The sequence below is a fragment of the Ruegeria sp. BK1 genome (genome assembly GCF_056535645.1).
The window spans coordinates 2,142,735-2,165,827 of sequence record NZ_JBQFIS010000001.1 but is presented as its reverse complement, the minus strand read 5'-3'; the positions used below and the strand labels follow the sequence as shown (position 1 = coordinate 2,165,827).

Annotated in this window: 24 protein-coding genes and 1 pseudogene; 14 read left to right on the top strand and 11 right to left on the bottom strand. The window is 58.6% G+C overall.

Annotated features, from left to right (window positions below; all coding sequences use genetic code 11):
* Positions 1 to 142 precede the first annotated feature (142 nt).
* The gene (gene gltX, locus ACR3E7_RS10860; RefSeq protein ID WP_170789767.1) at positions 143 to 1,468 is read left to right on the top strand and encodes a glutamate--tRNA ligase; all 1,326 of its coding nucleotides are present in this window, start codon (positions 143 to 145) and stop codon (positions 1,466 to 1,468) included.
* A 143-nt stretch (positions 1,469 to 1,611) separates the two neighbouring features.
* Here gltX and ACR3E7_RS10855 read toward each other — a convergent pair whose 3' ends face one another.
* A complete protein-coding gene (locus ACR3E7_RS10855) occupies positions 1,612 to 2,181 on the bottom strand; it encodes a gamma-glutamylcyclotransferase family protein (RefSeq protein WP_480505777.1) in 570 nt (189 codons plus the stop codon).
* A gap of 94 nt (positions 2,182 to 2,275) precedes the next feature.
* Between ACR3E7_RS10855 and ACR3E7_RS10850 the strand changes: the two genes are divergently transcribed.
* Positions 2,276 to 2,722 (top strand): RrF2 family transcriptional regulator, encoded by a 447-nt coding sequence (locus ACR3E7_RS10850; protein WP_170772425.1) that lies wholly within the window; start codon positions 2,276 to 2,278, stop codon positions 2,720 to 2,722.
* A 2-nt stretch (positions 2,723 to 2,724) separates the two neighbouring features.
* On the opposite strand, the gene ACR3E7_RS10845 is transcribed toward ACR3E7_RS10850, so the two are convergent.
* Positions 2,725 to 5,253: an ABC transporter permease gene (locus ACR3E7_RS10845; RefSeq protein ID WP_480505779.1), complete on the bottom strand. Its 2,529-nt coding sequence runs from the start codon at positions 5,251 to 5,253 to the stop codon at positions 2,725 to 2,727.
* A complete protein-coding gene (locus ACR3E7_RS10840) occupies positions 5,250 to 5,945 on the bottom strand; it encodes an ABC transporter ATP-binding protein (protein ID WP_170789771.1) in 696 nt (231 codons plus the stop codon). The genes ACR3E7_RS10845 and ACR3E7_RS10840 overlap by 4 nt, the downstream gene beginning before the upstream one ends.
* A 50-nt stretch (positions 5,946 to 5,995) precedes the next feature.
* Between ACR3E7_RS10840 and ACR3E7_RS10835 the strand changes: the two genes are divergently transcribed.
* Complete coding sequence (locus tag ACR3E7_RS10835) at positions 5,996 to 6,631, top strand: arylesterase (protein WP_408015517.1); 636 nt, start codon at positions 5,996 to 5,998, stop codon at positions 6,629 to 6,631.
* Here ACR3E7_RS10835 and ACR3E7_RS10830 read toward each other — a convergent pair whose 3' ends face one another.
* From ACR3E7_RS10830 to ettA, 5 genes are all read right to left on the bottom strand, one after another.
* A complete protein-coding gene (locus ACR3E7_RS10830) occupies positions 6,632 to 7,192 on the bottom strand; it encodes a L,D-transpeptidase (RefSeq protein ID WP_480505781.1) in 561 nt (186 codons plus the stop codon).
* Positions 7,193 to 7,352: 160 nt separating this feature from the next.
* Positions 7,353 to 7,559: a cold-shock protein gene (locus ACR3E7_RS10825; RefSeq protein ID WP_170378838.1), complete on the bottom strand. Its 207-nt coding sequence runs from the start codon at positions 7,557 to 7,559 to the stop codon at positions 7,353 to 7,355.
* A 404-nt stretch (positions 7,560 to 7,963) separates the two neighbouring features.
* A complete protein-coding gene (locus ACR3E7_RS10820) occupies positions 7,964 to 8,593 on the bottom strand; it encodes a hypothetical protein (protein ID WP_480505783.1) in 630 nt (209 codons plus the stop codon).
* Positions 8,594 to 8,722: 129 nt separating this feature from the next.
* Positions 8,723 to 9,319: a hypothetical protein gene (locus ACR3E7_RS10815; RefSeq protein WP_480505785.1), complete on the bottom strand. Its 597-nt coding sequence runs from the start codon at positions 9,317 to 9,319 to the stop codon at positions 8,723 to 8,725.
* 128 nt (positions 9,320 to 9,447) lie between these two features.
* A complete protein-coding gene (gene ettA, locus ACR3E7_RS10810; RefSeq protein ID WP_170789775.1) occupies positions 9,448 to 11,103 on the bottom strand; it encodes an energy-dependent translational throttle protein EttA in 1,656 nt (551 codons plus the stop codon).
* A 137-nt stretch (positions 11,104 to 11,240) separates the two neighbouring features.
* On the opposite strand from ettA, the gene ACR3E7_RS10805 reads away from it, so the two are divergent.
* The 3 genes from ACR3E7_RS10805 to dacB all read left to right on the top strand — a co-directional run bounded on the left by ACR3E7_RS10805 (position 11,241) and on the right by dacB (position 13,909).
* On the top strand, positions 11,241 to 11,711 hold the full coding sequence (locus ACR3E7_RS10805; protein ID WP_480505787.1) for an MOSC domain-containing protein: 471 nt from the start codon (positions 11,241 to 11,243) through the stop codon (positions 11,709 to 11,711).
* A 32-nt stretch (positions 11,712 to 11,743) separates the two neighbouring features.
* Positions 11,744 to 12,364, top strand: a complete 621-nt coding sequence (locus ACR3E7_RS10800; RefSeq protein ID WP_170772406.1) for a nicotinate-nucleotide adenylyltransferase — start codon at positions 11,744 to 11,746, stop codon at positions 12,362 to 12,364.
* A gap of 66 nt (positions 12,365 to 12,430) precedes the next feature.
* Positions 12,431 to 13,909, top strand: coding sequence for a D-alanyl-D-alanine carboxypeptidase/D-alanyl-D-alanine endopeptidase (gene dacB / locus ACR3E7_RS10795; RefSeq protein WP_480505789.1), 1,479 nt, complete (start codon positions 12,431 to 12,433; stop codon positions 13,907 to 13,909).
* A gap of 2 nt (positions 13,910 to 13,911) precedes the next feature.
* Here the strand turns inward: dacB and ACR3E7_RS10790 are convergent, their stop codons facing one another.
* Entirely contained in the window at positions 13,912 to 14,334 is a 423-nt protein-coding gene (locus ACR3E7_RS10790; RefSeq protein ID WP_170772402.1) for a tellurite resistance TerB family protein, read from the bottom strand.
* 83 nt (positions 14,335 to 14,417) lie between these two features.
* Entirely contained in the window at positions 14,418 to 14,885 is a 468-nt protein-coding gene (locus ACR3E7_RS10785; RefSeq protein ID WP_170789778.1) for an Lrp/AsnC family transcriptional regulator, read from the bottom strand.
* 102 nt (positions 14,886 to 14,987) lie between these two features.
* On the opposite strand from ACR3E7_RS10785, the pseudogene phhA reads away from it, so the two are divergent.
* From phhA to ACR3E7_RS10765, 4 genes and pseudogenes are all read left to right on the top strand, one after another.
* Positions 14,988 to 15,794: pseudogene (phhA, locus tag ACR3E7_RS10780) on the top strand (phenylalanine 4-monooxygenase); the annotation flags it as partial.
* A 131-nt stretch (positions 15,795 to 15,925) separates the two neighbouring features.
* Positions 15,926 to 17,500, top strand: a complete 1,575-nt coding sequence (locus ACR3E7_RS10775) for a lysine--tRNA ligase (RefSeq protein ID WP_170772396.1) — start codon at positions 15,926 to 15,928, stop codon at positions 17,498 to 17,500.
* 48 nt (positions 17,501 to 17,548) lie between these two features.
* Positions 17,549 to 17,950: a DUF4864 domain-containing protein gene (locus tag ACR3E7_RS10770; protein WP_480505792.1), complete on the top strand. Its 402-nt coding sequence runs from the start codon at positions 17,549 to 17,551 to the stop codon at positions 17,948 to 17,950.
* Positions 17,951 to 18,079: 129 nt separating this feature from the next.
* Complete coding sequence (locus tag ACR3E7_RS10765) at positions 18,080 to 20,368, top strand: glycosyl hydrolase family 28-related protein (protein WP_480505794.1); 2,289 nt, start codon at positions 18,080 to 18,082, stop codon at positions 20,366 to 20,368.
* A 9-nt stretch (positions 20,369 to 20,377) separates the two neighbouring features.
* Here ACR3E7_RS10765 and ACR3E7_RS10760 read toward each other — a convergent pair whose 3' ends face one another.
* A complete protein-coding gene (locus tag ACR3E7_RS10760) occupies positions 20,378 to 21,061 on the bottom strand; it encodes a hypothetical protein (RefSeq protein ID WP_480505796.1) in 684 nt (227 codons plus the stop codon).
* Positions 21,062 to 21,184: 123 nt separating this feature from the next.
* Between ACR3E7_RS10760 and ACR3E7_RS10755 the strand changes: the two genes are divergently transcribed.
* The 4 genes from ACR3E7_RS10755 to ACR3E7_RS10740 all read left to right on the top strand — a co-directional run bounded on the left by ACR3E7_RS10755 (position 21,185) and on the right by ACR3E7_RS10740 (position 22,909).
* Positions 21,185 to 21,511 carry an antibiotic biosynthesis monooxygenase family protein gene (locus ACR3E7_RS10755; RefSeq protein ID WP_170772389.1) on the top strand — a complete coding sequence of 109 codons (327 nt, stop codon included), beginning with the start codon at positions 21,185 to 21,187 and terminating at the stop codon, positions 21,509 to 21,511.
* 66 nt (positions 21,512 to 21,577) lie between these two features.
* Positions 21,578 to 21,985, top strand: coding sequence for a universal stress protein (locus ACR3E7_RS10750; RefSeq protein WP_480505798.1), 408 nt, complete (start codon positions 21,578 to 21,580; stop codon positions 21,983 to 21,985).
* Between the two features lie 130 nt (positions 21,986 to 22,115).
* Complete coding sequence (locus ACR3E7_RS10745; protein WP_237215804.1) at positions 22,116 to 22,541, top strand: excalibur calcium-binding domain-containing protein; 426 nt, start codon at positions 22,116 to 22,118, stop codon at positions 22,539 to 22,541.
* A 14-nt stretch (positions 22,542 to 22,555) separates the two neighbouring features.
* Complete coding sequence (locus tag ACR3E7_RS10740; RefSeq protein WP_170785470.1) at positions 22,556 to 22,909, top strand: MmcQ/YjbR family DNA-binding protein; 354 nt, start codon at positions 22,556 to 22,558, stop codon at positions 22,907 to 22,909.
* The last annotated feature ends 184 nt before the right edge of the window (positions 22,910 to 23,093 follow it).

Here is a 23,093-nt window from a genome sequence, read left to right as displayed (position 1 = left end):
TATGGGGTGCGTTGTTGAACAATACGTGTGAATTTTTGTTTAGGTTGTGTGTTGGCCATGTTTGAGTTCCTTGGTGGGCCTTTGCCCACGGCTGGACAAAACGCCCATCCTGTGACAAGAGCCGCGCCAACAGGAGACACCTATGACAACCACCCGTTTCGCCCCGTCGCCCACCGGTTACATCCATGTGGGCAACCTGCGTACCGCCTTGATGAACTATTTGATCGCCCGCAAGGCTGGCGGTACGTTCATCCTGCGCATCGACGACACTGATCCTGAGCGGTCGAAAGAAGAATATGTCGATGCGATCAAACAGGATCTGGAGTGGCTTGGGCTGCAATGGGACCGCGTCGAGCGTCAGTCCGACCGTCTGGATCGCTATGCCGAAGCGGCCGACAAGCTGCGCGAGATGGGTCGTTTCTATGAGGCGTTCGAGACGCCGACCGAACTGGACCTGAAGCGCAAGAAGCAGCTGAACATGGGCAAGCCCCCGGTCTATGACCGCGCTGCGCTGAACTTGTCGGAGGCCGAGAAAGAGGCGCTGCGGGCGGAACGCGGAAACGGTGTGTGGCGTTTCAAGCTGGATCACGAGCGGATCGAGTGGAATGACGGCATTCTGGGCGACATCTCGATTGATGCTTCTTCCGTGTCTGATCCGGTATTGATCCGGGGCGATGGGCAGGTTCTCTATACGATCGCATCCGTGGTGGATGATACCGAGATGGGTGTCACGGACGTGGTGCGTGGCTCGGACCATGTGACCAACACGGCGACCCAGATCCAGATTATTGAAGCGCTGGGCGGCGCTTGCCCGCGCTTTGCGCACCACTCGCTTCTGACCGGCCCGCAAGGTGAGGCGCTGTCGAAACGTTTGGGCACGCTGGCGCTGCGCGATCTGCGCGAGCAGGGGGTTCAGCCGATGGCTCTGCTAAGCCTGATGGCGCGTCTGGGCTCGTCCGATCCGGTGGAATTACGTTCGGACATGGCTGAATTGATAGACGGATTCGACATCGGGCGTTTCGGCGCAGCACCGACCAAATTCGACGTGCAGGACCTATTCCCGCTGACCGCGAAACATCTGCAGTCTCTGCCTCTGGCGGATGTTGCAGATGCGGTTACGGATGCGGGTGTCCCAGCAGATATGGCCGAGCCCTTCTGGGCCATGGCGCGTGAGAACATCACCACTCTGGCTGATCTGCAGGGTTGGTGGGAATTGTGCCGCGATGGGGCAGAGCCGCTGATCGACGAAGACGATCGTGACTTCATCACCGAAGCCGTGGCATTGCTGCCCGAAGGGCCGTTTGATGGCGAGACCTGGGGTGTTTGGACCAAGGCTGTCAAAGAGGCCACAGGCCGGAAGGGCAAGGGATTGTTCATGCCGCTGCGCAAGGCGCTGACAGGGATGGAGCGTGGGCCCGAGATGGCCGCGCTTTTGCCATTGCTTCAGGTGATCCGCGCGCGAGGGTGAAGGAACGCGCCTCTTGACGCAGACCGGGGTTCCACCCGTTTGGAGCTGAAACTGCCTATCGGACAGTTTCCCGGACGCCACTCACCCTGCAGCGGAGGAATTTTTGAACAGAAGAAGGGCCGGGGTTTGACCTCGGCCTTTTGCTATGAGGTATGGACGATGTTCGCAGCCAACTGTTGCAGGCGGGAGTCCACGAATTCAGCCTCGTGCGGTTTCAACTGCTGGTGTCGCGGATAGCGGGGCTCGGCGCGGTCATTCAGGATCGGAGCCTCCCAGCCGTCGGTGGTGGCAAAGAAGCGATCTGCCCCGGCCTCGCCATAGGCGCGCAGATAGCCCTGCACGACAACGTCGATATAGCTGAGTACCAAGGGGTGGTGGTTCGTGGGCTCGGTGTGGCGGCCATGTGGGACAGCATAGACGGCGATGTCGACGTCGTGGGTCAGCGTATGTGACACAGCCTGAGTTGCCGGGATGCGATCATAGGCCCATTCGCGTTCATCCAGCGCCGCCCAGTCGTTTTTCGGGACATGGGCGATCATCCCCTCAATCTCGCAATCGGGGTCGGGGATGGCTGTCAGAAAGGCCACCGGGCGCAGGTCTGTATGTCTCCAAGAGCGGCGCCAGCCTTTTAGTTTCGCAGGGCGGGGATCGGGGAAATCGTGGGTAGCAAGGTTCACCAAGCTACCGTAGCCAAAGAAATAGGGGTCTGCCATCTGTGCCGCGTCCTTTTCCGCCGATTGATGTATGTCAAACCGCTTTTTAGCCGGACATGCAATAAGGTCGCATCTTGAAATTTGGGAGGCGATCATGCGCATTACCAAACGGACGAATATCGCGGTGCGCTTGCTGATGTATTGCGCTGCACATCAGGACCGGCTTGTGACCAAATCCGAGATTGCCGAAGTGTGCAATATCTCGGAGAACCATCTGGCGCAGGTGATCAATCAACTGAGTCAGCTGGACTATCTCAGCACACAGCGAGGCCGAAATGGCGGCATGACCCTGGCGCGCCCTGCCGAGCAGATTCGCATCGGGTCGGTGTTTCGTCATGTCGAGGGCAACCTGCCGTTGGCCGAGTGCTTTGCGGATGCGGACAATACCTGCCCCTTGACCGATGCCTGCCGGTTGCGCCTTGCGCTGCAGGACGCGGCCGAGGTTTTCTATGCGTCGCTGGATGACATCACGTTGGATGCTTTGGTTTGTGACAACGACCAGTTGCTGCAAATCTTGCAGCCGGTTGCTTGCGTTCGGTAAGTTCAGTCGCTGGCCCGCAGGATGCGGGCCGGTCGAACCGCCAGCGGGCGCAGTGCAAAGAACAGGCCTGCACCGAGGGTCACGAGGAGGCCGGCGACAATAATTCCCAGCGCCGAACCCCAGATGATGCTGAAATTGGTGTCGAAGATATAGGTCGCCACTGCCCATCCGCCCAATATGCCGGTGAGCAGGGCCACCGCGCCCGCAGCGGCGCCGAGTAGGGCAGCGCGCAGGGCAAAACTCAGCAGGATGCGACCGCGGTCTGCGCCCAGTGTTTTCAGAATCGCTGCTTCATGCCTGCGGGCGGGCTCTCCTGCCGCGGCTGCGCCGATTAGGACAAGGAAGCCGGTCAGCAGCGATACACCTGCGCCATAAGATGTGGCTGCAGCCAACCCTGCCAACAGCCCCGAGATTCGGTCGATGGCGTCGCGGACGCGAATAGCAGTAATGTTGGGAAATTGCTCAGCCAGATCGCGTTGGATTGCGGCTTCGGCGGGCTCTTCGGCATAGACAGTGGCAATAAAGCTGTGCGGGGCTCCGGCAAGGGCCGATGGGTTCATGGACATGATGAACCCAATCCCCGCCGTCGAGAAATCAACCTCGCGCAGTGAGGTCAGTTCAGCGGTGATGTCGCGCCCCAGAATATTGACCGTCAGGGTGTCGCCCAGTTTCAGGCCCATCTCTTGCGCTTCTTCAGCGGCAAAGCTGACTTGCGGGGTGCCGGAATAGTCATCTGCCCACCATTCTCCGGCGGTGACGCGGGTGTTTTGCGGGGGTGCTGTGGAATAGGTTACGCCACGGTCGCCGTCCAGAACCCAGTGGTCCCCGGCGACGTCACGAGCCGGTTGGCCGTTGATCTGCGTGAGGATGCCACGCAGCATCGGCGCGCTTTCGACGCGGGTGACGGCAGGGTCGGTTTCAAGACGTTCGGAAAAGCCGGGCATCTGGTCTTTCTGAATGTCGACGAAGAAATACGAGGGCGCGACGTCGGGCAGATTGCCGGATATTGCGTTGCGCAAGGTACCGTCGATTTGCCCAACGGCGGCCAGAACGGACAGGCCCAGACCCAGCGACAACACAACCGAAGACGCACCCTCGCGCGGGTCGGAAATGGCGGAAAAGGCCCAGCGTAGCGCCGGGTGTCCACGCGCGGGGCGCGCGCCGAAGCGGGCCAGTCTACGAATTGCCATCGCCGCGACCGAGAGAAGAATCAGCGCGCCAACCAGCCCACCGCCCGTCCAGAGCGTCAGGCGGGCAGACCCGCTGAACCACGCCGCCGACGCGATCAGCAGCGCCAGCCCCACCCCGGTGGCAACGATGTAGCGCAGGCGAGGCAGGGCGCGGGCCGATGACAGCGCGTCCCGAAATAGGGTGGCAGCGCGGACCTCTTCGGTGCGGGCCAAGGGCCAGAGGGTAAACAGAAAGGCGGTCAGAACACCATAGAGCGCAGCCTCGGCCAGCGGTTCTGGATACAGCGAAAAGACGGCTGGGATGGGAAGCTGGGCCTCGATCAGCGGGGCGAGCGCCAGCGGTAGCAGCCCGCCCAGAGCAATGCCAAGCAGGACGCCTATACCCGAGAGAATGCCGATCTGGATCAGATAGGTCTGAAAGATCGTTGCGCGGTCTGCGCCCAGTGTGCGCAGTGTTGCGATTGTCTCGGTCTTTTGGGCGAGGAATGCAGATACCGCGGCCGATACGCCGATGCCGCCCACGGCCAGACCCGAAAGCCCGACCAGTACCAGAAAGGCACTGAGACGGGAGACGAATTCGGCGATCCCCGGCGCGCCGTTTCGGGCGTCCGTCCAGCGCATTCCAGTTCCGTCGAACGTTGTGTTTGCCTGCAATGCAAGTTCTGCAAGGTCTGCCGATAGCGGTAGATCCAGCCGGTATTTAGTTGAATACAGGGTGCCCGGTGCCAGCAGGCCAGACGCCTGCAAATCCTGCGTGCGTACCAGAGTACGCGGACCCAGACCGAATCCATCCGCAGCCCCATCCGGTTCATGGATCAGCGCGGCGGTCAGCAGAAACTCTTGCGTGCCCAGAGAAAACCGATCGCCTACAGACAGATCCAACCGGTCGATCAGTGAAGGGTCCATGACAGCCCCGGGCAGATCGTCAGCCCCGTCAAGTGCGGAGGGCAGGGGTATATCGGGGTCCAGCACCGGCGTTCCCACCAGAGGATAGGCCACGTCCACGGCCTTGACCTGCGTCAACGCACGCTCAGGGGTTTCGCCTTGCCGCGCGACGGCCATTGATCGGAAATCGACGACTTCTGAGACGGCAGAGGCCACTTGGCCCATCCAGTTACGCTCGGTTTCCGTGGCAAAGCGATAGGTAAATTCCAATTGGGCGTCGCCACCCAGCAATGCGGCACCCTCTTGGGCTAGTCCGGTCTGGATGGCCTGGCGCACGGACCCGACGGCGGCGATGGCGGCGACACCAAGGGCAAGGCAGGCCAGAAATACGCGGAAGCCACGCAGCCCTCCGCGCAATTCGCGCCGCGCCAGACGTCCGGCAAGGCGCAGGTTCATTCCGCGGCCTCTTGCTGGATATCTTCTGCAATGCGCCCATCGCGCAAGCGGACAACCCGGTCGCATCTGCGCGCAAGGCTGTGACTGTGCGTGACCAGAACCAAAGTTGCGCCGTGACGGTCACGCAGGTCGAACAGCAGATCAACAATCGCGGCCCCGTTGGTTTCATCCAAATTCCCCGTTGGCTCGTCCGCCAGCAGGATCTGCGGGCGCGGGGCCGATGCACGCGCAAGTGCCACGCGCTGCTGCTCACCCCCCGAAAGCTGCGCAGGATAGTGATCGCGCCGATGCGATAGGCCGACCGCATCCAGTTCACTTTCAGCCCGGTCAAACGCGTCCCGATGCCCAGCCAATTCCAGCGGCGTGGCGACATTCTCAAGCGCTGTCATCGTGGGGATCAGGTGGAAGTTCTGGAACACGACGCCCATCGCATCGCGTCGAAACCGGGCGAGGTTGTCTTCGTCCAAATCAGTCAGTTCCCGCCCCAACGCTTCGATCTTGCCGCCAGTCGCACGCTCTAACCCGCCCATCAGCATCAACAATGAAGATTTGCCGGACCCAGACGGGCCAACAAGGCCCAGAGTCTCGCCCTTTTGAACCGATAGAGTTATGCCGTGCAGGATTTCCACCCGTCCGGCATTGCCATTCAGCGACAAAGCCGCATCTTGGAGAGAAAGAACAGGTGTCGTCATAGGTCAATCCACACGGAGGCGTTCTTTTGGGATATGGAGCGGTTCGGATATTGCGCAAGGCTTTGGTGTCTGGCCTGTTTATGGTTTGCGGCTTTGCAGCCACAGCCGAACAGGTCGTGATTGCTGCATTGGGGGATTCGCTGACACAGGGTTACGGGCTGCCCGCCCAGGACGGGTTTGTGCCTCAGCTGGAACGTTGGTTACAGGATCAGGGCGTGGATGTGCGCCTGATCAATGCCGGAGTTTCAGGGGATACCACCGCCGGCGGCGCGGCGCGGGTTCACTGGACGCTGACGCCGGATGTGGATGGCATGATCGTGGCTTTGGGCGGGAACGACTTGTTACGTGGGATCGATCCGGCTGTGTCGCGGGCCAATCTTGAGCAAATCATGCAAGCCGCGCGTGCGTCAGAGGTGGATGTGTTGTTGGTTGGGATGCAGGCACCGGGAAATTACGGGCCCGACTACAAAGCGGCCTTCGATGCGATCTATCCCGAACTGGCCGCTGGGTACCAATCCGGCTATGCACCCAGTTTTTTCGCCGGCCTGACCCGAGACGGCGATCCCGATGCAGCTCGCACATATATGCAACCCGATGGCATCCACCCCAACGCCCAGGGCGTGGCTTTGATCGTCGCCGAAATCGGCCCCTATGTGGTGGAACTGGTCCAAGCAGCGTCGGACTAATCAGATCACAGTCACGACGGTTCCTATCGGCACCCGCGCGTACAGGTCGATGACATGGGCGTTCAACATTCGAATGCAGCCATTCGAGGCGGCGGTTCCGATGGTGCTGGGCTGCGTCGTGCCGTGAATGCGGAAATAAGTGTCTACGCCGTTTTGGAACAAATACAGCGCGCGGGCGCCCAATGGATTGTCGCCTCCGCCCGGTTGGACATAGTCGTTATCCTTGAAGCGTGCATAGGTGACGGGCTCGCGCTCGATCATCTCATTCGTGGGACGCCAGGTGGGCCACTCTTTCTTGACGTCGATCGTGGCGGTGCCGGTGAATTCCAGCCCGGCCCGACCAACGCCGCAGCCATAGCGGATGGCCTTGCGCGGCTCGGTCACGAAATACAGGTAGAATGAGCGTGGAACGACCAGCAACTGCCCCGGCAGGAAGTCTTTCTTGATCCGCACAAACTGCGGCGTGGCGTCGTATTCGGCTGTTTTCGTCTTGGCAGACGCCACCTGCGGAACAAGGCTTGTCGCGGCGGCGGCCGTCAGGAATGTGCGGCGTGTGAACATATCGGGTCTCTTCAATACAACAGGAAAATCATCACCATAGTGTCGGGATGATAGCTGATCCGGTCAAGCGGCTGCGAAGAGTAACTGAAATGTGATGTTGCGCTGAAAACGCAGCGCAGCTTGGCAAAAGGGCAGGGGATACCCCTGCCCTTGGACCGGCTTACGCCAGCTCGATATTGTCGGCGCTTTCGCGACCGTCACGACCCGAGCGCAGCTCGTAGGTGACTTTCTGGTTGTCTGCCAGACCGGTCAGGCCCGAGCGTTCGACAGCCGAGATATGAACGAAGATGTCTTTGCCGCCATCTTCGGGTGCGATGAAGCCGTAGCCTTTGGTGGTGTTGAACCATTTAACGGTGCCTGCGGGCATATCCGTATTCTCCTGTTTGGTGCTGCCCACGGATTTGCGGCAGCCTGGCGTCGTAGTCTGGATCGAATGACTGAGCGCCGAAAAAGGAGACAGTAGGTCGAAATAGAAAAACGTTAGCCCTTTGGATATGGCATTGGTGTGGGGATGTGGCAAGGGTGATCGTCCTTGTGTACCGCAATCGGTACAAACCGCGACGGGAATGGTTCGAGGGCAACTTCAGGATTGCGAAAAGGTCAAAAAGCACCGTCTGGGACCGGGTGCGTTCGGGCCCAAGCGGTTGAAGCATAAGACGTTTGCGTGGAAATCTTGACTTTCAAATCCCGAAGCACACCGGAAAGCGTCTGCATTGCAGGCGCTGTTGTCTTATTCTCGGCCCGCGACGGTAGTCTTGTCGCTAAAATGGCCTAGCCCGAAAGAACCTTGCATTTGCTCAGGCCGAAGCGGCGTGTGAGCTTTGCGGCCCTCAGCGCTTTGACAAGACGGTCGCTGAGGAAAAGGCTTCGGTGCAAGAGGGGATCAATCCACAAATCCGGCCAGTCCAAAGCGTCACCCGACACAACGAAATCGAAATCAGCCGGTTTACCTCCCAAGTTCATCCAGATTTCAGGTGTGTTCCCTAAGAGTTCGATTCCTTTCGACTGCTTCGGAACAAGTGCTGTTTTCTGCTCTCCCAATGCCAGAGTGAAATACTCCCCCTCAACTGGAGTCACACGATCGTGCTGGCATAGTTTCAATGGGTAAAGCTGCGTCTTCCCAAGGTCCGCTTCCCGAAGAACATCAGCAACCGCGCGGGACACAACCAAGCCATATGGCCCGAAGAAAATATCGGGTTGCGCTTTCAGCTTTTGGTTCGGGTACTTCCCAAAAATCGCATCTGGGAACACGTCGGGAGATTGAACAAAACCCTCTAAGTTCTTCTTGCCGATTACTCCAGCTGCCGACAATTCGTTCAATACCTGATCTGATGTGAACGGTTTAATCAACGTTGAGTCGAGCATAACCTGGCTATGCCAGACTCCTGTTTCACGCGTCACTTGCCTACCCTTCCCAACAAATACCTTTAAACCTCAGCAGGTTCTTACTCAGAACTTTCAAAAGCAAGCGAATAGGGGCGTCATCGATCGCCCGAGCTAGCGGGTTTGCGCTGGCCTTCCGCTTTGCATCTAAACCGGAAGCTTGGCGACAATATCAGCGTATTTGGGTGATGCTATAAAACACCTTGGCAGTTCTTCGACAATTTCATCAATCGAATCGTAAACATGGCTTGCCGCTGACCTGAGTTCAGCAGGAATCTCTTTGGGCGCGCGCTGTTCACGTTTCGGAAGCTTCATTTTCAGGCCGGTAAATTCCGATATGTCGCTTTGATGATCCCATATCGCATCATAGTGAACACATAAAACGGGGACGTCCTCAAATACGGCCCATTCTTTTATCTGCTTGGCTTGTTGCAGAATATCCCGCTGAAACAGATCGCAGTATTCGCCAGTCGCATGAAGGTGATAAAAATGCTGCCGGATCCATTCTTCCCCATACCGTTCTTTTGCCGAATAGACAGAAAAGGCCGAATCTTTGGTGGAACCGAAGCAAAAGATCACTCTGGTATCGGCTGGCCACTTCAACAACGCCTGCGGGAAATCATGGGTTTTGTAGACGAACGGCGCTTTGAATTCGGCGTCCCTGAGACGAGCAACGAAGGCCGAGCGTTCTGCCGCTGAAGGGTTTCTTTTTCTAAGTGCCTTGCTAAGAGCAAGATAAGTCACGGTACTTCCGGATCGACCGTTGCTTGCGACTATGACGCAATGGTCGCGGTCCGATGTCTTTCCAAACGGTGCAATGCGTCCAATCGCCTGAAACAGCGATTGGAACACACGTTTGAAAGTTCGGGTTCTCACCGGGCAAACTTCTTATGCTTCAAGCGCTTAGGCTCCAGCGCGTCCGGTCCCAGACGGCGCTTTTTGTCCTCTTCGTAATCCTCGAAGTTGCCCTCAAACCACTCCACATGGGCGTCGCCTTCGAAGGCCAGAATATGCGTGCAGATGCGGTCGAGGAAAAAGCGGTCGTGCGAAATCACAACGGCGCAGCCGGCGAAATCGACCAGAGCATCCTCCAGAGCGCGCAGGGTTTCGACGTCCAGATCGTTGGTCGGTTCGTCGAGCAGCAGGACGTTGCCGCCCTCTTTCAGCAGACGCGCCATGTGGACGCGGTTGCGCTCACCACCGGATAGCAGCGAGACCTTCTTCTGCTGGTCACCGCCCTTGAAGTTGAAGGACGAGCAATAGGCGCGGGAATTGACCTGAGCATCGCCCAGCTGGATGATCTCGGCCCCGCCGGTGATCGCCTCCCACACAGTGTCGTTGTCGGCAAGGTCGTCGCGGGACTGGTCGACATAGGACAGCTCGACCGTATCACCCAGCGTGATGGTGCCGCTGTCGGGCTGTTCCTGACCGGTGAGCATCTTGAAGAGCGTCGATTTACCTGCACCGTTGGGGCCGATGACGCCGACGATACCGCCGGGGGGCAGGGCGAAGTCCAGCCCTTCGATCAGTTGCTTGTCGCCCATGTGTTTCGACAGACCCTCGACCTCGATCACCTTGCCGCCAAGGCGCTGACCGTTGGGGATGACGATTTGGGCGCGGGTCAGTTTTTCGCGCTCGGACTGTTCGGCCAGTTCGTTATAGGCGTTGATCCGGGCTTTGGATTTGGCCTGGCGGGCCTTTTGGCCCTGACGCATCCATTCCAGCTCGCGTTGCAGGGTCTTCTGCTTGGATTTGTCCTCGCGGGCCTCCTGCTCCAGCCGTTTGGCTTTTTGTTCCAGCCATGCGGAGTAGTTGCCCTCGTAGGGAATGCCACGACCACGGTCGAGTTCGAGGATCCATCCCGTAATGTCATCCAGGAAATAGCGGTCGTGGGTGACGATCAGGATGGTGCCCTTGTAGTCGATCAGGTGCTGTTGCAGCCAGGCGATGGTCTCGGCGTCCAGGTGGTTGGTTGGTTCGTCCAGCAGCAGCATGTCGGGCGCTTCCAGCAGCAGCTTGCACAGCGCAACGCGGCGTTTCTCACCCCCCGAAAGGTTGGCGATGTTGGCATCGTCCGGCGGGCAGCGCAGCGCCTCCATCGAGACGTCGATCTGGCTGTCCAGATCCCAGAGGTTCTGGCTGTCGATTTCGTCCTGAAGCTTGGCCATTTCCTCGGCAGTTTCGTCCGAGTAGTTCATGGCCAGTTCATTATAGCGGTCGAGGATCGCCTTCTTTTCCGCCACGCCCAGCATGACGTTTTCGCGCACGGTCAGGGTTTCGTCCAGCTTTGGTTCCTGCGGAAGGTAACCGACTTTGGCACCTTCGGCCGCCCAGGCCTCGCCGGAGAAATCCTTGTCGAGGCCGGCCATGATCTTCATCAGCGTCGACTTACCCGCGCCGTTGACGCCGACAACACCGATTTTCACGCCGGGCAGAAAGCTCAGGTGGATGTTTTCAAAGCACTTCTTGCCACCGGGATAGGTCTTTGAGACACCCTGCATGTGGTAGACATATTGATAGGCGGCCATGTCGCGTCCTCTGGGTCGGGGAAATTGGGTTGATCCGCTTGATATCCAAGCGGGGCGGGCGGGGCAAGCTGGTGGTTTTGTGAATTTTGCATTCGGATGTGCGGCGGTAGTTGTCCGATTGTAGCAAAGGGGGAAGCATGGCGGATTTGGCGGCACTGATTGCAGGATGGGCCGAGCCGGGTCGTTTGGAATGGATTGGTCTGCGACCTGATCGCAGGGCCGAGGTTCAACCGGTCGATGCCGTTATGATCTCTGCCGAAGGTTTGGACGGAGATCGCGCCCGTGCGGGCAAGCGAGCGGTGACTTTGATCCAACAAGAACATCTGGCGGCGATTGGCTCTTATCTGGGGCAGGGGCCTGTTACGCCTGAAGTCTTACGGCGCAACGTGGTCGTGTCGGGAATCAATCTGGCTGCGCTTAAAGGACGTGAGGTGCAGGTGGGCGAGGCGATTTTGCGTTTTACCGTGATCTGTGCGCCGTGCAGCCGGATGGAGGAAGCGTTTGGTAAAGGTGGCTATTCCGCCGTGCGCGGCCATGGGGGGTGGTGCGCTGAGGTCGTCAAACCCGGATGGGTTAGGTTGGGTGATGTCGTGCAGCCGGTTGATTGACAAGCCGTCCCAGTTCTGAACATCAGCAGGGTATGGAGCGTTACGCGATACCATATGCGCGGCCCGGTCAGGTGATTGGGCTGTTCGGGGGATCATTTGATCCGCCGCATCAGGGCCATGTGCATGTCACGCGTGAGGCGATGAAGGCCTTTGGGTTGGATCGCGTGTGGTGGCTAGTATCTCCGGGAAATCCGTTGAAGGAGCGCGGGCCTGCACCCATGTCCCAGCGGGTGCAGGCGGCGCGGGATGTGATGCAGCATCCCAGGGTCGAGGTGACGGATATCGAAGCTCTGACGGGGACGCGCGCGACCGCGGATACGTTGGCGGCGCTGCGCAGGTTATACCCGAGGGTCAGGTTCGTGTGGCTCATGGGGGCTGACAATCTGGCGCAGTTTCATCGCTGGAAAGACTGGCGGTTGATCATGGACAGCATCCCGGTGGGCGTGGTCGCGCGGCCGGGAGATCGCATCTCGGCCCGAATGTCACCGGCGGCACGGGTCTATTCCAGCTACAGGATCGACGGGCAGGCGCGGCATTTGCTGGGGCGGGCCGAGGCCCCGGCATGGTGTTTCGTCAACATGCCGATGGTTGACGTCAGTTCAACTGATCTTCGCAATCGCGGCATCTGGGCAAATGGGGTGTTGCCGGAATAACCTTCGTGCGCACATAATCCTTTTTGACTGGTTGTTTGCCTGAACCCTCTGGGATTTTATTGACCCATGGCTGATCGTTTTTCACGACGTGGTTTTCTTGCAAGCCTTGGGGCGGTTGTGACCCCCGGCATTGCGCTGGCGAATGCGCCCTTGGTTTCGTTGCGGCCTCAGATCCGTGGACCACAGAAAAACGGGGCCGAACGGCTGATCCAATCGGCGGGGCTGCGGGGCGAAGTGGCTTTTGCCGTGGCCGACGTCAAGACCGGTGTCGAGTTAGAGGCGGTGGGCGGAGATCTCGGGTTGCCTCCGGCCAGTGTGGCGAAAGCTCTGACCGCGCTTTATGCGCTGGACGTACTGGGGTCAGACTATCGCTTTGAAACCAAGTTGATCGCGGATGGGCCGGTCGAGAATGGCATTCTGAACGGAGATCTCATCCTCGTTGGCGGCGGTGATCCGCTGTTGGATACGGATGCGCTGGCCACAATGGCGGCCAATCTGCGAGAGGCCGGGATCACCGAGGTGCGTGGCGCGTTCAAGGTTTATGACGGAGCGTTGCCCTATGTGTTCAGCATTGATGCCGGTCAGCCGGATCATCTGGGATACAGCCCGGCGCTGAGCGGGATTGCGTTGAACTTCAACCGGGTTCACTTTGAATGGAAGCGCGAGGGCACGGATTATACCGTGACGATGGATGCCCGAAGCGCGCGCTACAAGCCGGCTGTAGATGTGGCAACTATGCGGGTCGAAAGCAGGAAAGTCCCGATCTACACCTATGAGCCAAGCGCGCGGCAAGATCGCTGGACCGTTGCCCGCGGGGCGCTGGGCAAAGGTGGCGCCCGGTGGTTGCCGGTACGCAAACCGGCGCTCTACGCCGGGGATGTGTTTCGGACATTGGCGCGGTCGAACGGGATTGTGCTAGGCCGCGTGCAGGTCGCGAACCAAGCGCCACAGGGCAGTTTGCTGGTCACGCATTATAGTGACACGCTGGACAATATTTTGCGGGGAATGCTGAAATATTCGACCAATGTGACGGCGGAATTGGTGGGCATGACGGCGTCCAAGGCGCGTGGTGCTGATCTGCACACCCTGCAAGACTCGGCCGACGAAATGAATCGCTGGGCCGCCGAGGCATATGGGGTCAACGGCATTGAGATGGTTGATCATTCGGGGCTGGGGGATGCGTCTCGGGTCGCGCCGGGTGATCTGGTCAAGGTGTTGATCGCAGCGCAGGAAGCCGGAGCGCTGCGGCCTTTATTGAAGAATTTCAGGTTGTTGGACAGTCAGGGAAGACCCGTCAAAGACCACCCGATCAAGGTGGACGCCAAGACAGGGACGTTGAATTTCGTCTCGGGTTTGGGAGGATTCATCACCACGCCGGACGGGTCCGAGTTGGCCTTTGCTATCTTCACAGCAGATGTCGACCACCGGGCCACGATCCCGCGTGCGAACCGGGAGCGCCCGGCGGGCGCACGCAGTTGGAACGCGCGGTCGCGCAGGTTGCAGCGCGCTTTGATCGCACGTTGGGGAACGCTGAGCGGCAGCTAGGATCAGGTGGTGTGACGTGCCCGTGCGCCGCGTTCAATTGCAGCGGCGTGCAGGCGGTCGACGTTTAATTCGTAGCGGATTTCTTCCAGCAGGCGCAGTTCGGTCTCGGCCAGGGATCCGTCCGCAGCGGCCACGTCGCAAGCCAGGGCATATGCGGTTTCGTTCAGCCGCTCGGGCAGGTTTTCCCGGATCAGACCAAACAGCGCATCCAGCCCGTCCTCTTGTTCGAACAGGTCGAACACGATCTGCGAGACTCGGCGGGTGCGGTCGATGTCATACTCGGCAAAGACCGGCAGCATGTTCACAGCGGCTTCGATTTTGACCAGTTCAGCCGTGCGAATGGTTTCGTCCGATGCTGAGATCGCCACCATGATCGCAACAAGGCAATCCTGCGGAGACATCGGGTGAGGCACTTGATCGGTCATGGCGTGGTCCTGATAGAGCTGTTCTGAACGCGCACGATAGGAGGGACCGGGATCGGGTTCAACGGATTTCGGCGGCCAAAGCGTCACAGGATGGGCAACGGCCCACGCGTTTTGGTCTGGCGCAGCACGAAATTGCTGCGTGTGTCGCGGACAAGGCCGGATTTCAACAGGCGTTGCATGATGAAATGTTCAAGGTCCTCGGGGGTGCGCGCGTAGACCTTCAAGATGAAATCGTGATCCCCGGTGATCGAGGCGCATTCGACGATCTGGGCTTCGGTCTCAACCAGGCGCAGGAAGGACGCGATGCTGTCCTCTTGGTGGTCTTTCAACGCGATGTGAACGTAGGCGATCGCATTCAGCCCCACCGATTTTGCGGGCACCCGCGCGGCATAACCGGAGACGACACCCGTTGCCTCAAGATCTCGTACTCGCCGCCAGCATTGCGAGGCCGACAGCCCGGTCCGGTCGGCGAGATCCTGCATGGACAGACGTCCGTCTGACTGAAGCTCTTGCAGGATAGCGATGTCAGCAGGTTGAAGGGTTTGGGTCATAATCAGCACATTATTGAAATGTTTGGGCCAAAAATCCAACAATTCCTCACGCCATTAAGTCAATTTTACCACGAGTAAGGGCTAAAATTCTATCAAGGAGGACGTTCCATGCCCAAATCCACCAAATACGTGGCCAAACAGGCCGACGCGCGCGGCCATATTGCTTATACCGCCGAGGAGGACGCGGTTTGGGCGGACCTTTATGCGGCGCAGCAGGAAAATGTGCAGCGCTACATGGCGCGGGAATATCTGGACGGGTTGAAGCGGTTGGAGATGCCCAAGACCCACGTGCCGTCCTGCGCGGATATATCCGAGCGTCTTCTGGACCTGACCGGGTGGCGCGTTCAGCCGGTTCCGGCGCTGATCGGGTTCAAGACCTTTTTTGGCATGCTCGCGGACCGGGTTTTTCCTGCTGCATCGTTCATCCGGTCGCGCGAGGATTTTGACTATATTGAAGAACCCGACATCTTTCACGAAATCTTCGGTCACACGCCCCTGCTGAGCGACCCGCGTTTTGCGGCTTTCAGCCATGCGATCGGCAAGGCCGGGGTTGAGGCGGGGGATAAAGATTATGCCTGGCTGATCCGGTTGTATTGGTTTTCGATTGAATTCGGATTGCGCCGTCAGGATGGGCAGATCAAGGCGCTGGGCTCGGGGCTGGCGTCTTCACCTACAGAGCTGGTTTATGCCGTGGAAAGTGACATACCCGACCGGGGCCCGTTCGACGTGATGACGATCTTGCGTACGCCGTATCGGATCGACATGCATCAGATGGGATATTTCGTGCTGGACGATCCCGAAGAGCTGTTTGCCGCTGCCGATCGGGATCTGCTGGCCGATGTGCATCAGGCGCAGCGAATGGGTTTGCTGCCGAACAAGTTCCCGCCGAAAGTGACGGCAGCCGAATAAACCGCAACCGGGGTTTCCGCTCAGAAAAACAGCGCGCTTTATTGACTCATGCTGCACCGGCACAATAGGAGGGGTCGGTCGGGTCGCAAAGGGCGTCCGGCGCTGTATTTCCCGATGGAGCACCTGAGAACATGTCTGAACTGCGTGAAACCGCGATGTCGTCCAAGGCCTGGCCTTTCGAAGAGGCGCGCCGGGTCCTAAAACGCTACAGACAAGGTGCGCCGGAAAAGGGATATGTTCTGTTCCAGACCGGCTATGGCCCGTCGGGCCTGCCGCATATCGGCACCTTTGGCGAGGTCGCGCGGACCTCGATGGTACGGCATGCGTTTGAACAGATCAGCGATATTCCGACCAAGCTGATCTGCTTTTCGGATGATATGGACGGCTTTCGCAAGGTTCCGACCAATGTGCCGATGCAGGACGAGCTGAAAGAAGACCTGCATCTGCCGCTCACCAAAGTCCGCGACCCATTTGGCACGCATGAAGGGTTCGCGCAGCACAACAACGCGATGCTGTGCGATTTTCTGGACAGTTTCGGGTTCGAGTATGAATTCGCCTCGGCCACAGACTACTACACCAGCGGCAAGTTTGATGAGACGCTGCTGATCGCGCTGGAGCGCTTCGACAAGATACAAGAAATCATGCTGCCGACCCTCGGGCCCGAGCGGCGCGAGACTTATTCCTGCTTCCTGCCGATCAGCCCGAAAACCGGTCATGTGCTGCAGGTGCCGACGCTTGAACGCAACGTGGCTAAGGGCACGATTGTTTATCAGGAGCCTGATGGCGAAAGGGTCGAAATCCCGGTTACGGGCGGCAACGTCAAGATGCAGTGGAAGCCCGACTGGGCCATGCGTTGGGCCGCGCTGGGCGTGGATTATGAGATGTCGGGTAAAGACCTGATCGACTCCGTCACGCAATCGTCGAAAATCTGCCGGGCGCTGGGCAAGCAGCCGCCCGAAGCGCTCAGCTATGAGTTGTTCAATGATGAGCAGGGGCAAAAGATCTCGAAGTCCAAGGGCAATGGTTTGTCGATGGAAGAGTGGCTGACCTATGCCGCCCCCGAAAGCCTGTCGTATTTCATGTACCAAAAGCCCAAAACCGCCAAACGTCTGTATTTCGACGTCATTCCCAAGGCGGTGGATGAGTATCACCAGCAATTGCGCGCCTATCCGGGGCAGGAATTGAAGGCGCAGTTGAACAACCCGGTCTGGCATATCCATGGCGGTGACGTGCCTGCATCCACGCTTATGGTGCCGTTTGCGATGCTACTGAACCTTGCATCAGTGTCTGGTGCCGAGGACAAAGAAGCGCTGTGGGGTTTCATCCGCCGCTATGCGCCCGAGGCGACCGCAGAAACGCATCCCGATCTGGATCAGGCGGCGGGCTTTGCGGTGCGCTACTTCAACGATTTCGTCAAACCCACCCGACAGCACCGCGCGCCGACTGATCAGGAACGTGAGGCACTGGAAGCGTTGAAGGCCGCGTTGCAAGCCTATGATGGCCCGCTTGAGGACGAGGCGCTGCAATCAGTGGTTTACTCCATCGGGCGCGAGCGATTCGACCCGATGCGCGGATGGTTCACAGCGCTCTACGAGGTGCTGCTGGGGGCCTCGCAAGGGCCGCGCTTTGGTGGGTTTATTGCCCTTTACGGTGTGCCCGAAACGATTGCGCTGATCGACAAGGCTTTGACCGGAGAGCTTGCCTGATTTGACCTGACATGATGTGGGGCTACCCTTGCCAAAGGAGGTAGCCCCATGCGTCGTATCTTGCTTGCCCTTTCGTTGAGTGCCTGTTTGGCCACGGGTGCATTTGCCCAAAGCACCGAGATCGAAGCCAATATCGCGGCGCAGATACAGGCGTTCAAAGCGGATGATTTCGCCACCGCCTTTACCTTTGCAAGCCCCAACATCCAGAGCATTTTCCGCACGCCCGAGAATTTCGGGAACATGGTGCGCAACGGCTATCCTATGGTCTGGCGACCCGCTGATATTCGGTTTCTGGAACTGCGCGAGATCGCGGGCGCGCTGTGGCAAAAGGTTCTGATCGTTGATGGTGCCGGACAAACTCACATTCTGGATTATCAGATGATTCAGTTAGAAAATGGCTGGAAGATCAATGGCGTGCAGTTGCTGGGCAACTCGGACCCCGCGGCGTGACGCAACACCAACGTCACGGTGACATGAGCAGCGATTAACACCCTTTCTGTACTCAGGCTTTTGCGCTCGGGGTGGCCCCGAGCCCTGGGTTAATGCGCGCTGATGGGTGCGATTGGGAAAGGGATTTCTATGAATAAGGCAATCACCGACGGCATCGTGTTCATGCCGGCTGCTTTTGCAAACGGCCTGAACGTCTGGTCCAGCGGCGACGGAACACCCGGCTCGCCGACCTATGAAGGCTCGGGCACCGGCGCTTTTGTTCCGGCGGATGCGGATTTCGGCGGCTGCCTTGAAATCCTCAAAGTCAGCGCCACGCAAAAGCTGCGTTATATGGGGCAGACCCCGTTGCAGCCGGGGTGCTATCTTCAGATCAAGGCGCGGGTGAAGGCAATCAGCGGGCCTTTGCCCGAGGTTCGGATCGCGGCCTGGGCTGGTGGCGCGGGTGAGACACATTTGGATGGGGTGATCGAGCAAGGCCCCGCAACCCAACTGTCGGGCTATGGCGCCGTCCATGAAATCACCGCGATTGTCGGGGCGGGGCAGCGCACCGGCGTGGATATGCCCTGGGGCGTGACCGCGATTTATGGCCATTTCGGACTTGATCTGATCGGAGCGAATGGCTCGATCGTGCGGGTGGATGATATCGAGATCACGGATGTGACCGGTGTTTTTCTGCGCGACATGATTAGCCTTGTGGATGTACGCGATTTTGGCGCGGTCGGTGAAGGGGTTGCAGATGACACGTCCGCCTTTGTCGCGGCGGACCAGGCTGCGGGTGGACGCCGGGTTTTTGTGTCTGAAGGCACTTACCTGCTGACTGAAAATACCACCATCGCGTCCGAGATCGAGTTTGAGGGCACCGTCACGATGCCTGACGATAAGATGCTGCTGTTGACCAAGAATTTCGACCTGCCAGCTTATATCAACGCGTTCGGGGATGAGGAGTTGGCATTTAAAAAGGCATTTCAGGCGCTTTTGAACAATGCGGACCATGAATCCCTGGACATGGGTGGACGCAAGATATCGGTAAACGGCCCGATTGACATGGCCGCAGCCGTTCCGAACCGGCAGAGTGGTTTCTCCACCCGTCGCGTCATTCGCAATGGCCAGTTCGATGTCAAAGACAATGCAGCCTGGGATACCGAGACCTTCACTTCGGTCGCAACCTACAACCCATCCGATCCGACTCGGCTGACCAATGTCGCCAATGTTGCGAATATTCCGGTTGGGTCCTTGGTAGGGGGCAATGGTGTCGGGCGCGAGATTTACGTGCGGTCCAAGAATGTTGGTGCGGGCGAAATCACTCTGAACGCCCCGATTTATGATGCGGCGGGCACGCAGTCGTTCTCGTTTTTTTCGTTCAAGTACCTGCTGGATTTCATGGGTTTCAGCACCCTGCGCAAATTTGGCATGGAAGAGATCGAGTTTCAGTGCAACGGGCGATGCAGCGGCATCCGTCTGGCACCGTCTGGCAGTACATTTGCGATTACCAACTGCTTTGTCAGCCGTCCGAAGGATCGCGGGATTACTTCAATCGGTACCGGCTGTCAGGGGATGTTGATCGACAATTGCCAGTTCCTGTCGGCTGAGGAGTCTTTCAACGTCTCGGATCGCAGATCCATCGCCCTGAACGCGACAGCGAATGATATCAAACTGCGCCACAATCGTGCTGTCAGGTTCCTGCATTTTGCCGTTCTGGGTGGGACGAACAACCTGGTGCTGGGCAACCACTTCTTCCAGGGCGACAGCATTGCTCAGGGCGTGCGCAGCGCCGGGTTGGTTATGATCGGGACCTATAACAGCTCGACCATTTCCGAGAACTATGTCGATAATTGCTTTTTGCAGTGGACTAATGAGCGGGACGCCAATCCGGCGTACACGGCGGGATTTTCGTTCAGCGCGATGACCATAACCGACAATATATTCTACTGTAACGAGGTCGCACCCTGGTTCAGCAATATTGTCATTCGGCCGCACGGGCCTGGCCATTTCCTGAATGGTGTCGTTGTTGCTGGGAACAAATTTCGCTCCGTCAACGGCGCGATCGACCGGGCCGAGCGGGTGGATACGACTTTCGCGGATTTCAACCATTTCGCGCATCTGAACGTGAGTTTCAGGGACAACACGTTTCATGGCATCTCGGCCAAGGTTGAAAACCCGCTGCGTCTGGTTCACGCGCAAAGCTCGAATTCGTCGGTCTGGAGTATTGGGTCGCAAGCGCGTCTTCCATTTGGCGGAAAAGCCCGTGGGTGTGACGCGGTTACGGTGTTGGGTCCATTGAAGAACGCTTTTGGCGGGACTATCCACGACACACCTTATGTGGAGCTGGAACAGGGCAGCGGGAAGGACGTTATTAACCTGCGCTGGGCGCAATCCTTGCGCGGATCAGTCTCGACCATCATCCGAATGGAGCGCTGAGCGGCGGCGTCAGAACTCGGACCAGATTGCCAGTTTGATGCCCGTGTCATTGCGGGCATCTTTCCGCTCCAGCCCCAGAACCCAGGTTGTCGGGCTGTCCTGCCACCGGATCATGGCCGATGGCCGGACCCGCCAGAACAGAGAGCTTCCGCTGCGATAAGCGGTCTCGACCTGAAGCAAAGGGTTGATCAGCCGCGCTGAATTCAGGCCCGTTGTCAGGTCCAGTTTGCGATAGAGCGCGTCGTGGGTGCGGTATTCCAATGATGCATCCAGGGCCACCCAGCCATTGCCCCATCCGGTCGAGTACCCCTTTCCATAGGACAGGGTTGCCTTGTATAGCGCCCATGCTCCACGATAGCGGTGATGCACACCAACCCCGAACTCTGCGGCAAACCGCCCCTTTTGCTGCAAATCGGCAACCGGGATGCGGGCAAAGACGGTCGCATGACCGTAGAGGTCTCGGTTCTCTTCAAAATCGAACCCAATTGTCAGATTGTCCCGAGTACCCCAATCGGCATAAAGCGCGGATGCATAGTCATACCCCGGGTCGGGTTCCTTGAACACCGTCACCGACGCCGCCGCAAAAGCGGAATCCTTGCCGCGCAACCATGCGCCCGACCACGCAGGCGAGGCCAACAGGATAATGAACAAAAGGTAAAGAGCCCGGTACATGGGCGCAGCATCGGTCAGCATGGTTAACGGATCGTTAGTGAAATGACGAATTCCCGCAGCCGTGGCAAAGTGCTGAATTCGCCAACAAAGGCGGGACCTTTGGAAATCCTATGCTAGGCTGGGCTCAATAACAGGAGATTCCAGATGCCGAACATTGCCAAGAACACCAGCGTCCAAACCGTGATCACGACCTTCGAGATGACGCCCGGTACCTGTCAAGACCTGCTTGAGGCGCTGACTGACGCCTATGCCGATTTCATCTCGAAGCAGCCCGGCTTTGTGGCGGCGGGGCTGCATGTCAATGACGCTCAGACGCGGATCGCCAATTACTCGCAATGGGAACGGCGCGAGGATTTTCTGGCGATGCTGCGCACCCCGGAAATGCGCGACCGGAATCGCAAGATCAACGAGCTGTGCAAAAGCTTTGAACCGGTGATGTATGATGTTGCCGAAACTTTTAGCGGATCGTGACCTAAATCAAAGCCGTGCCTTGCGAATTGGCGCATCCTGACCGCGAAATGAACGGAGGTGCGCGTCATGTATCACAATATTCTGGTCCCGATTTCCTTTGATGCAGAGCGGGATATTTCCGGCCCGCTGAAACTGGCCAAGGTGTTGGCAACCCCGGATGCACAGGTCACGCTGCTGCATGTGGTCGAGCATATCCCGAACTACGCGATTTCCTATATGCCGCCCGAATATCTGCGCGAAGCCCGCAAGGCTCTGCAAACCGAATTGGACAGCTTGGCCGCCAAACTTCCCAATGCCAAAGGTGTGGTTGTCGAAGGGCATTCCGGGCGCACCATTCTGGATTGGTCCGAAGAACATAAGCCCGACCTGATCATCGTGGCGTCGCATCGTCCGGGGATGCAGGACCTTCTGTTGGGATCGACGGCCAACCATGTGGTTAGGCACGCCGCTTGCGCGGTGCATGTGGTGCGCTAGCTGCGCCGCGGATCGGGCATATCCGTCCGGACGAAATAATCGACCGTATTCGACGCGGAATTCCGCGCAGATACGTGAGGGCGGGAACTCGGGTCTCGATATTGCCACAAAACGGTATTAGCCTTTTGTTATGTCAACACATGCGCCTGAGCGGCGTCCACTTCTTACTGATCCGAATGCACCGGCCCGCATCCGACGGGCTGAGGCGCTGCGCAGGCGGGCGCTGTCTCCGATACGTATCCTGCTGATGATCCTGATGCTGCCGGTGACAACCGCCGTGATTGGATTCAGTGTTTATTTGCGCACCTCGGATTTCGAACAGGAAGAGGCGGTGCTGCATCTGATTGCCATGGCTGGATGTCCGACAGCGTTGAAAGTGATTCCCGGCCCCTATTATGCGGGTGAGCTCGGCTATCACTTGCGTAACGACCCCGATGGGAATGGTGTTGCCTGCGAAACGCCTCAGCAGCTTGCCGTTCCGGTCACGGCCGAAGCCCCGCAACTGGCGCAACCGGTCGAGCGCTCTGTCGGCAGCGCCAAATTCCTGCGGCCCTAGTTCAATCCGCGATGATGACCCGAGATGCGTTTAACGCGTTCTGCGCCAGCCTCAAAGCCACAACCCATGTGGTGCAATGGGGCAATGCGGATGTGTGGAAGGTAGGCGGCAAGGTGTTTGCGATCTGTGGCTGGCATGAAGGGCGCGACGCCGTCACCTTTAAAGCCACCGATCTGACGTTTGAGGTCCTGAGCGACGTTCCCGGCATCCGCCCCGCGCCCTATCTGGCCTCACGCGGGATGAAGTGGTTGCAGGTCTATGAGGAACGCGGGATGAGCGATGCCTCGCTGCGCGAGCATATCGTGACGTCTTATGACTTGGTGGTGGCGAAGCTGACCAAGAAGGTACGGGCGGAGTTGGGCGTTTAACCTAGGCGGCAGCCCTGCAACATCTCGGTTCTATGCGCTGGGTTGCAACTTTGGAGTGTCAGTCAGGATGCTCGGGTAAGGCGCGAGGTTGAAAATGTGCTGAATTCGTAAGTATCAATACGAGATTTGTGCCTGCCATGCTACCGTCTGCGCGGCGGGATTTCTTTGATCGCGCCCTACGGCA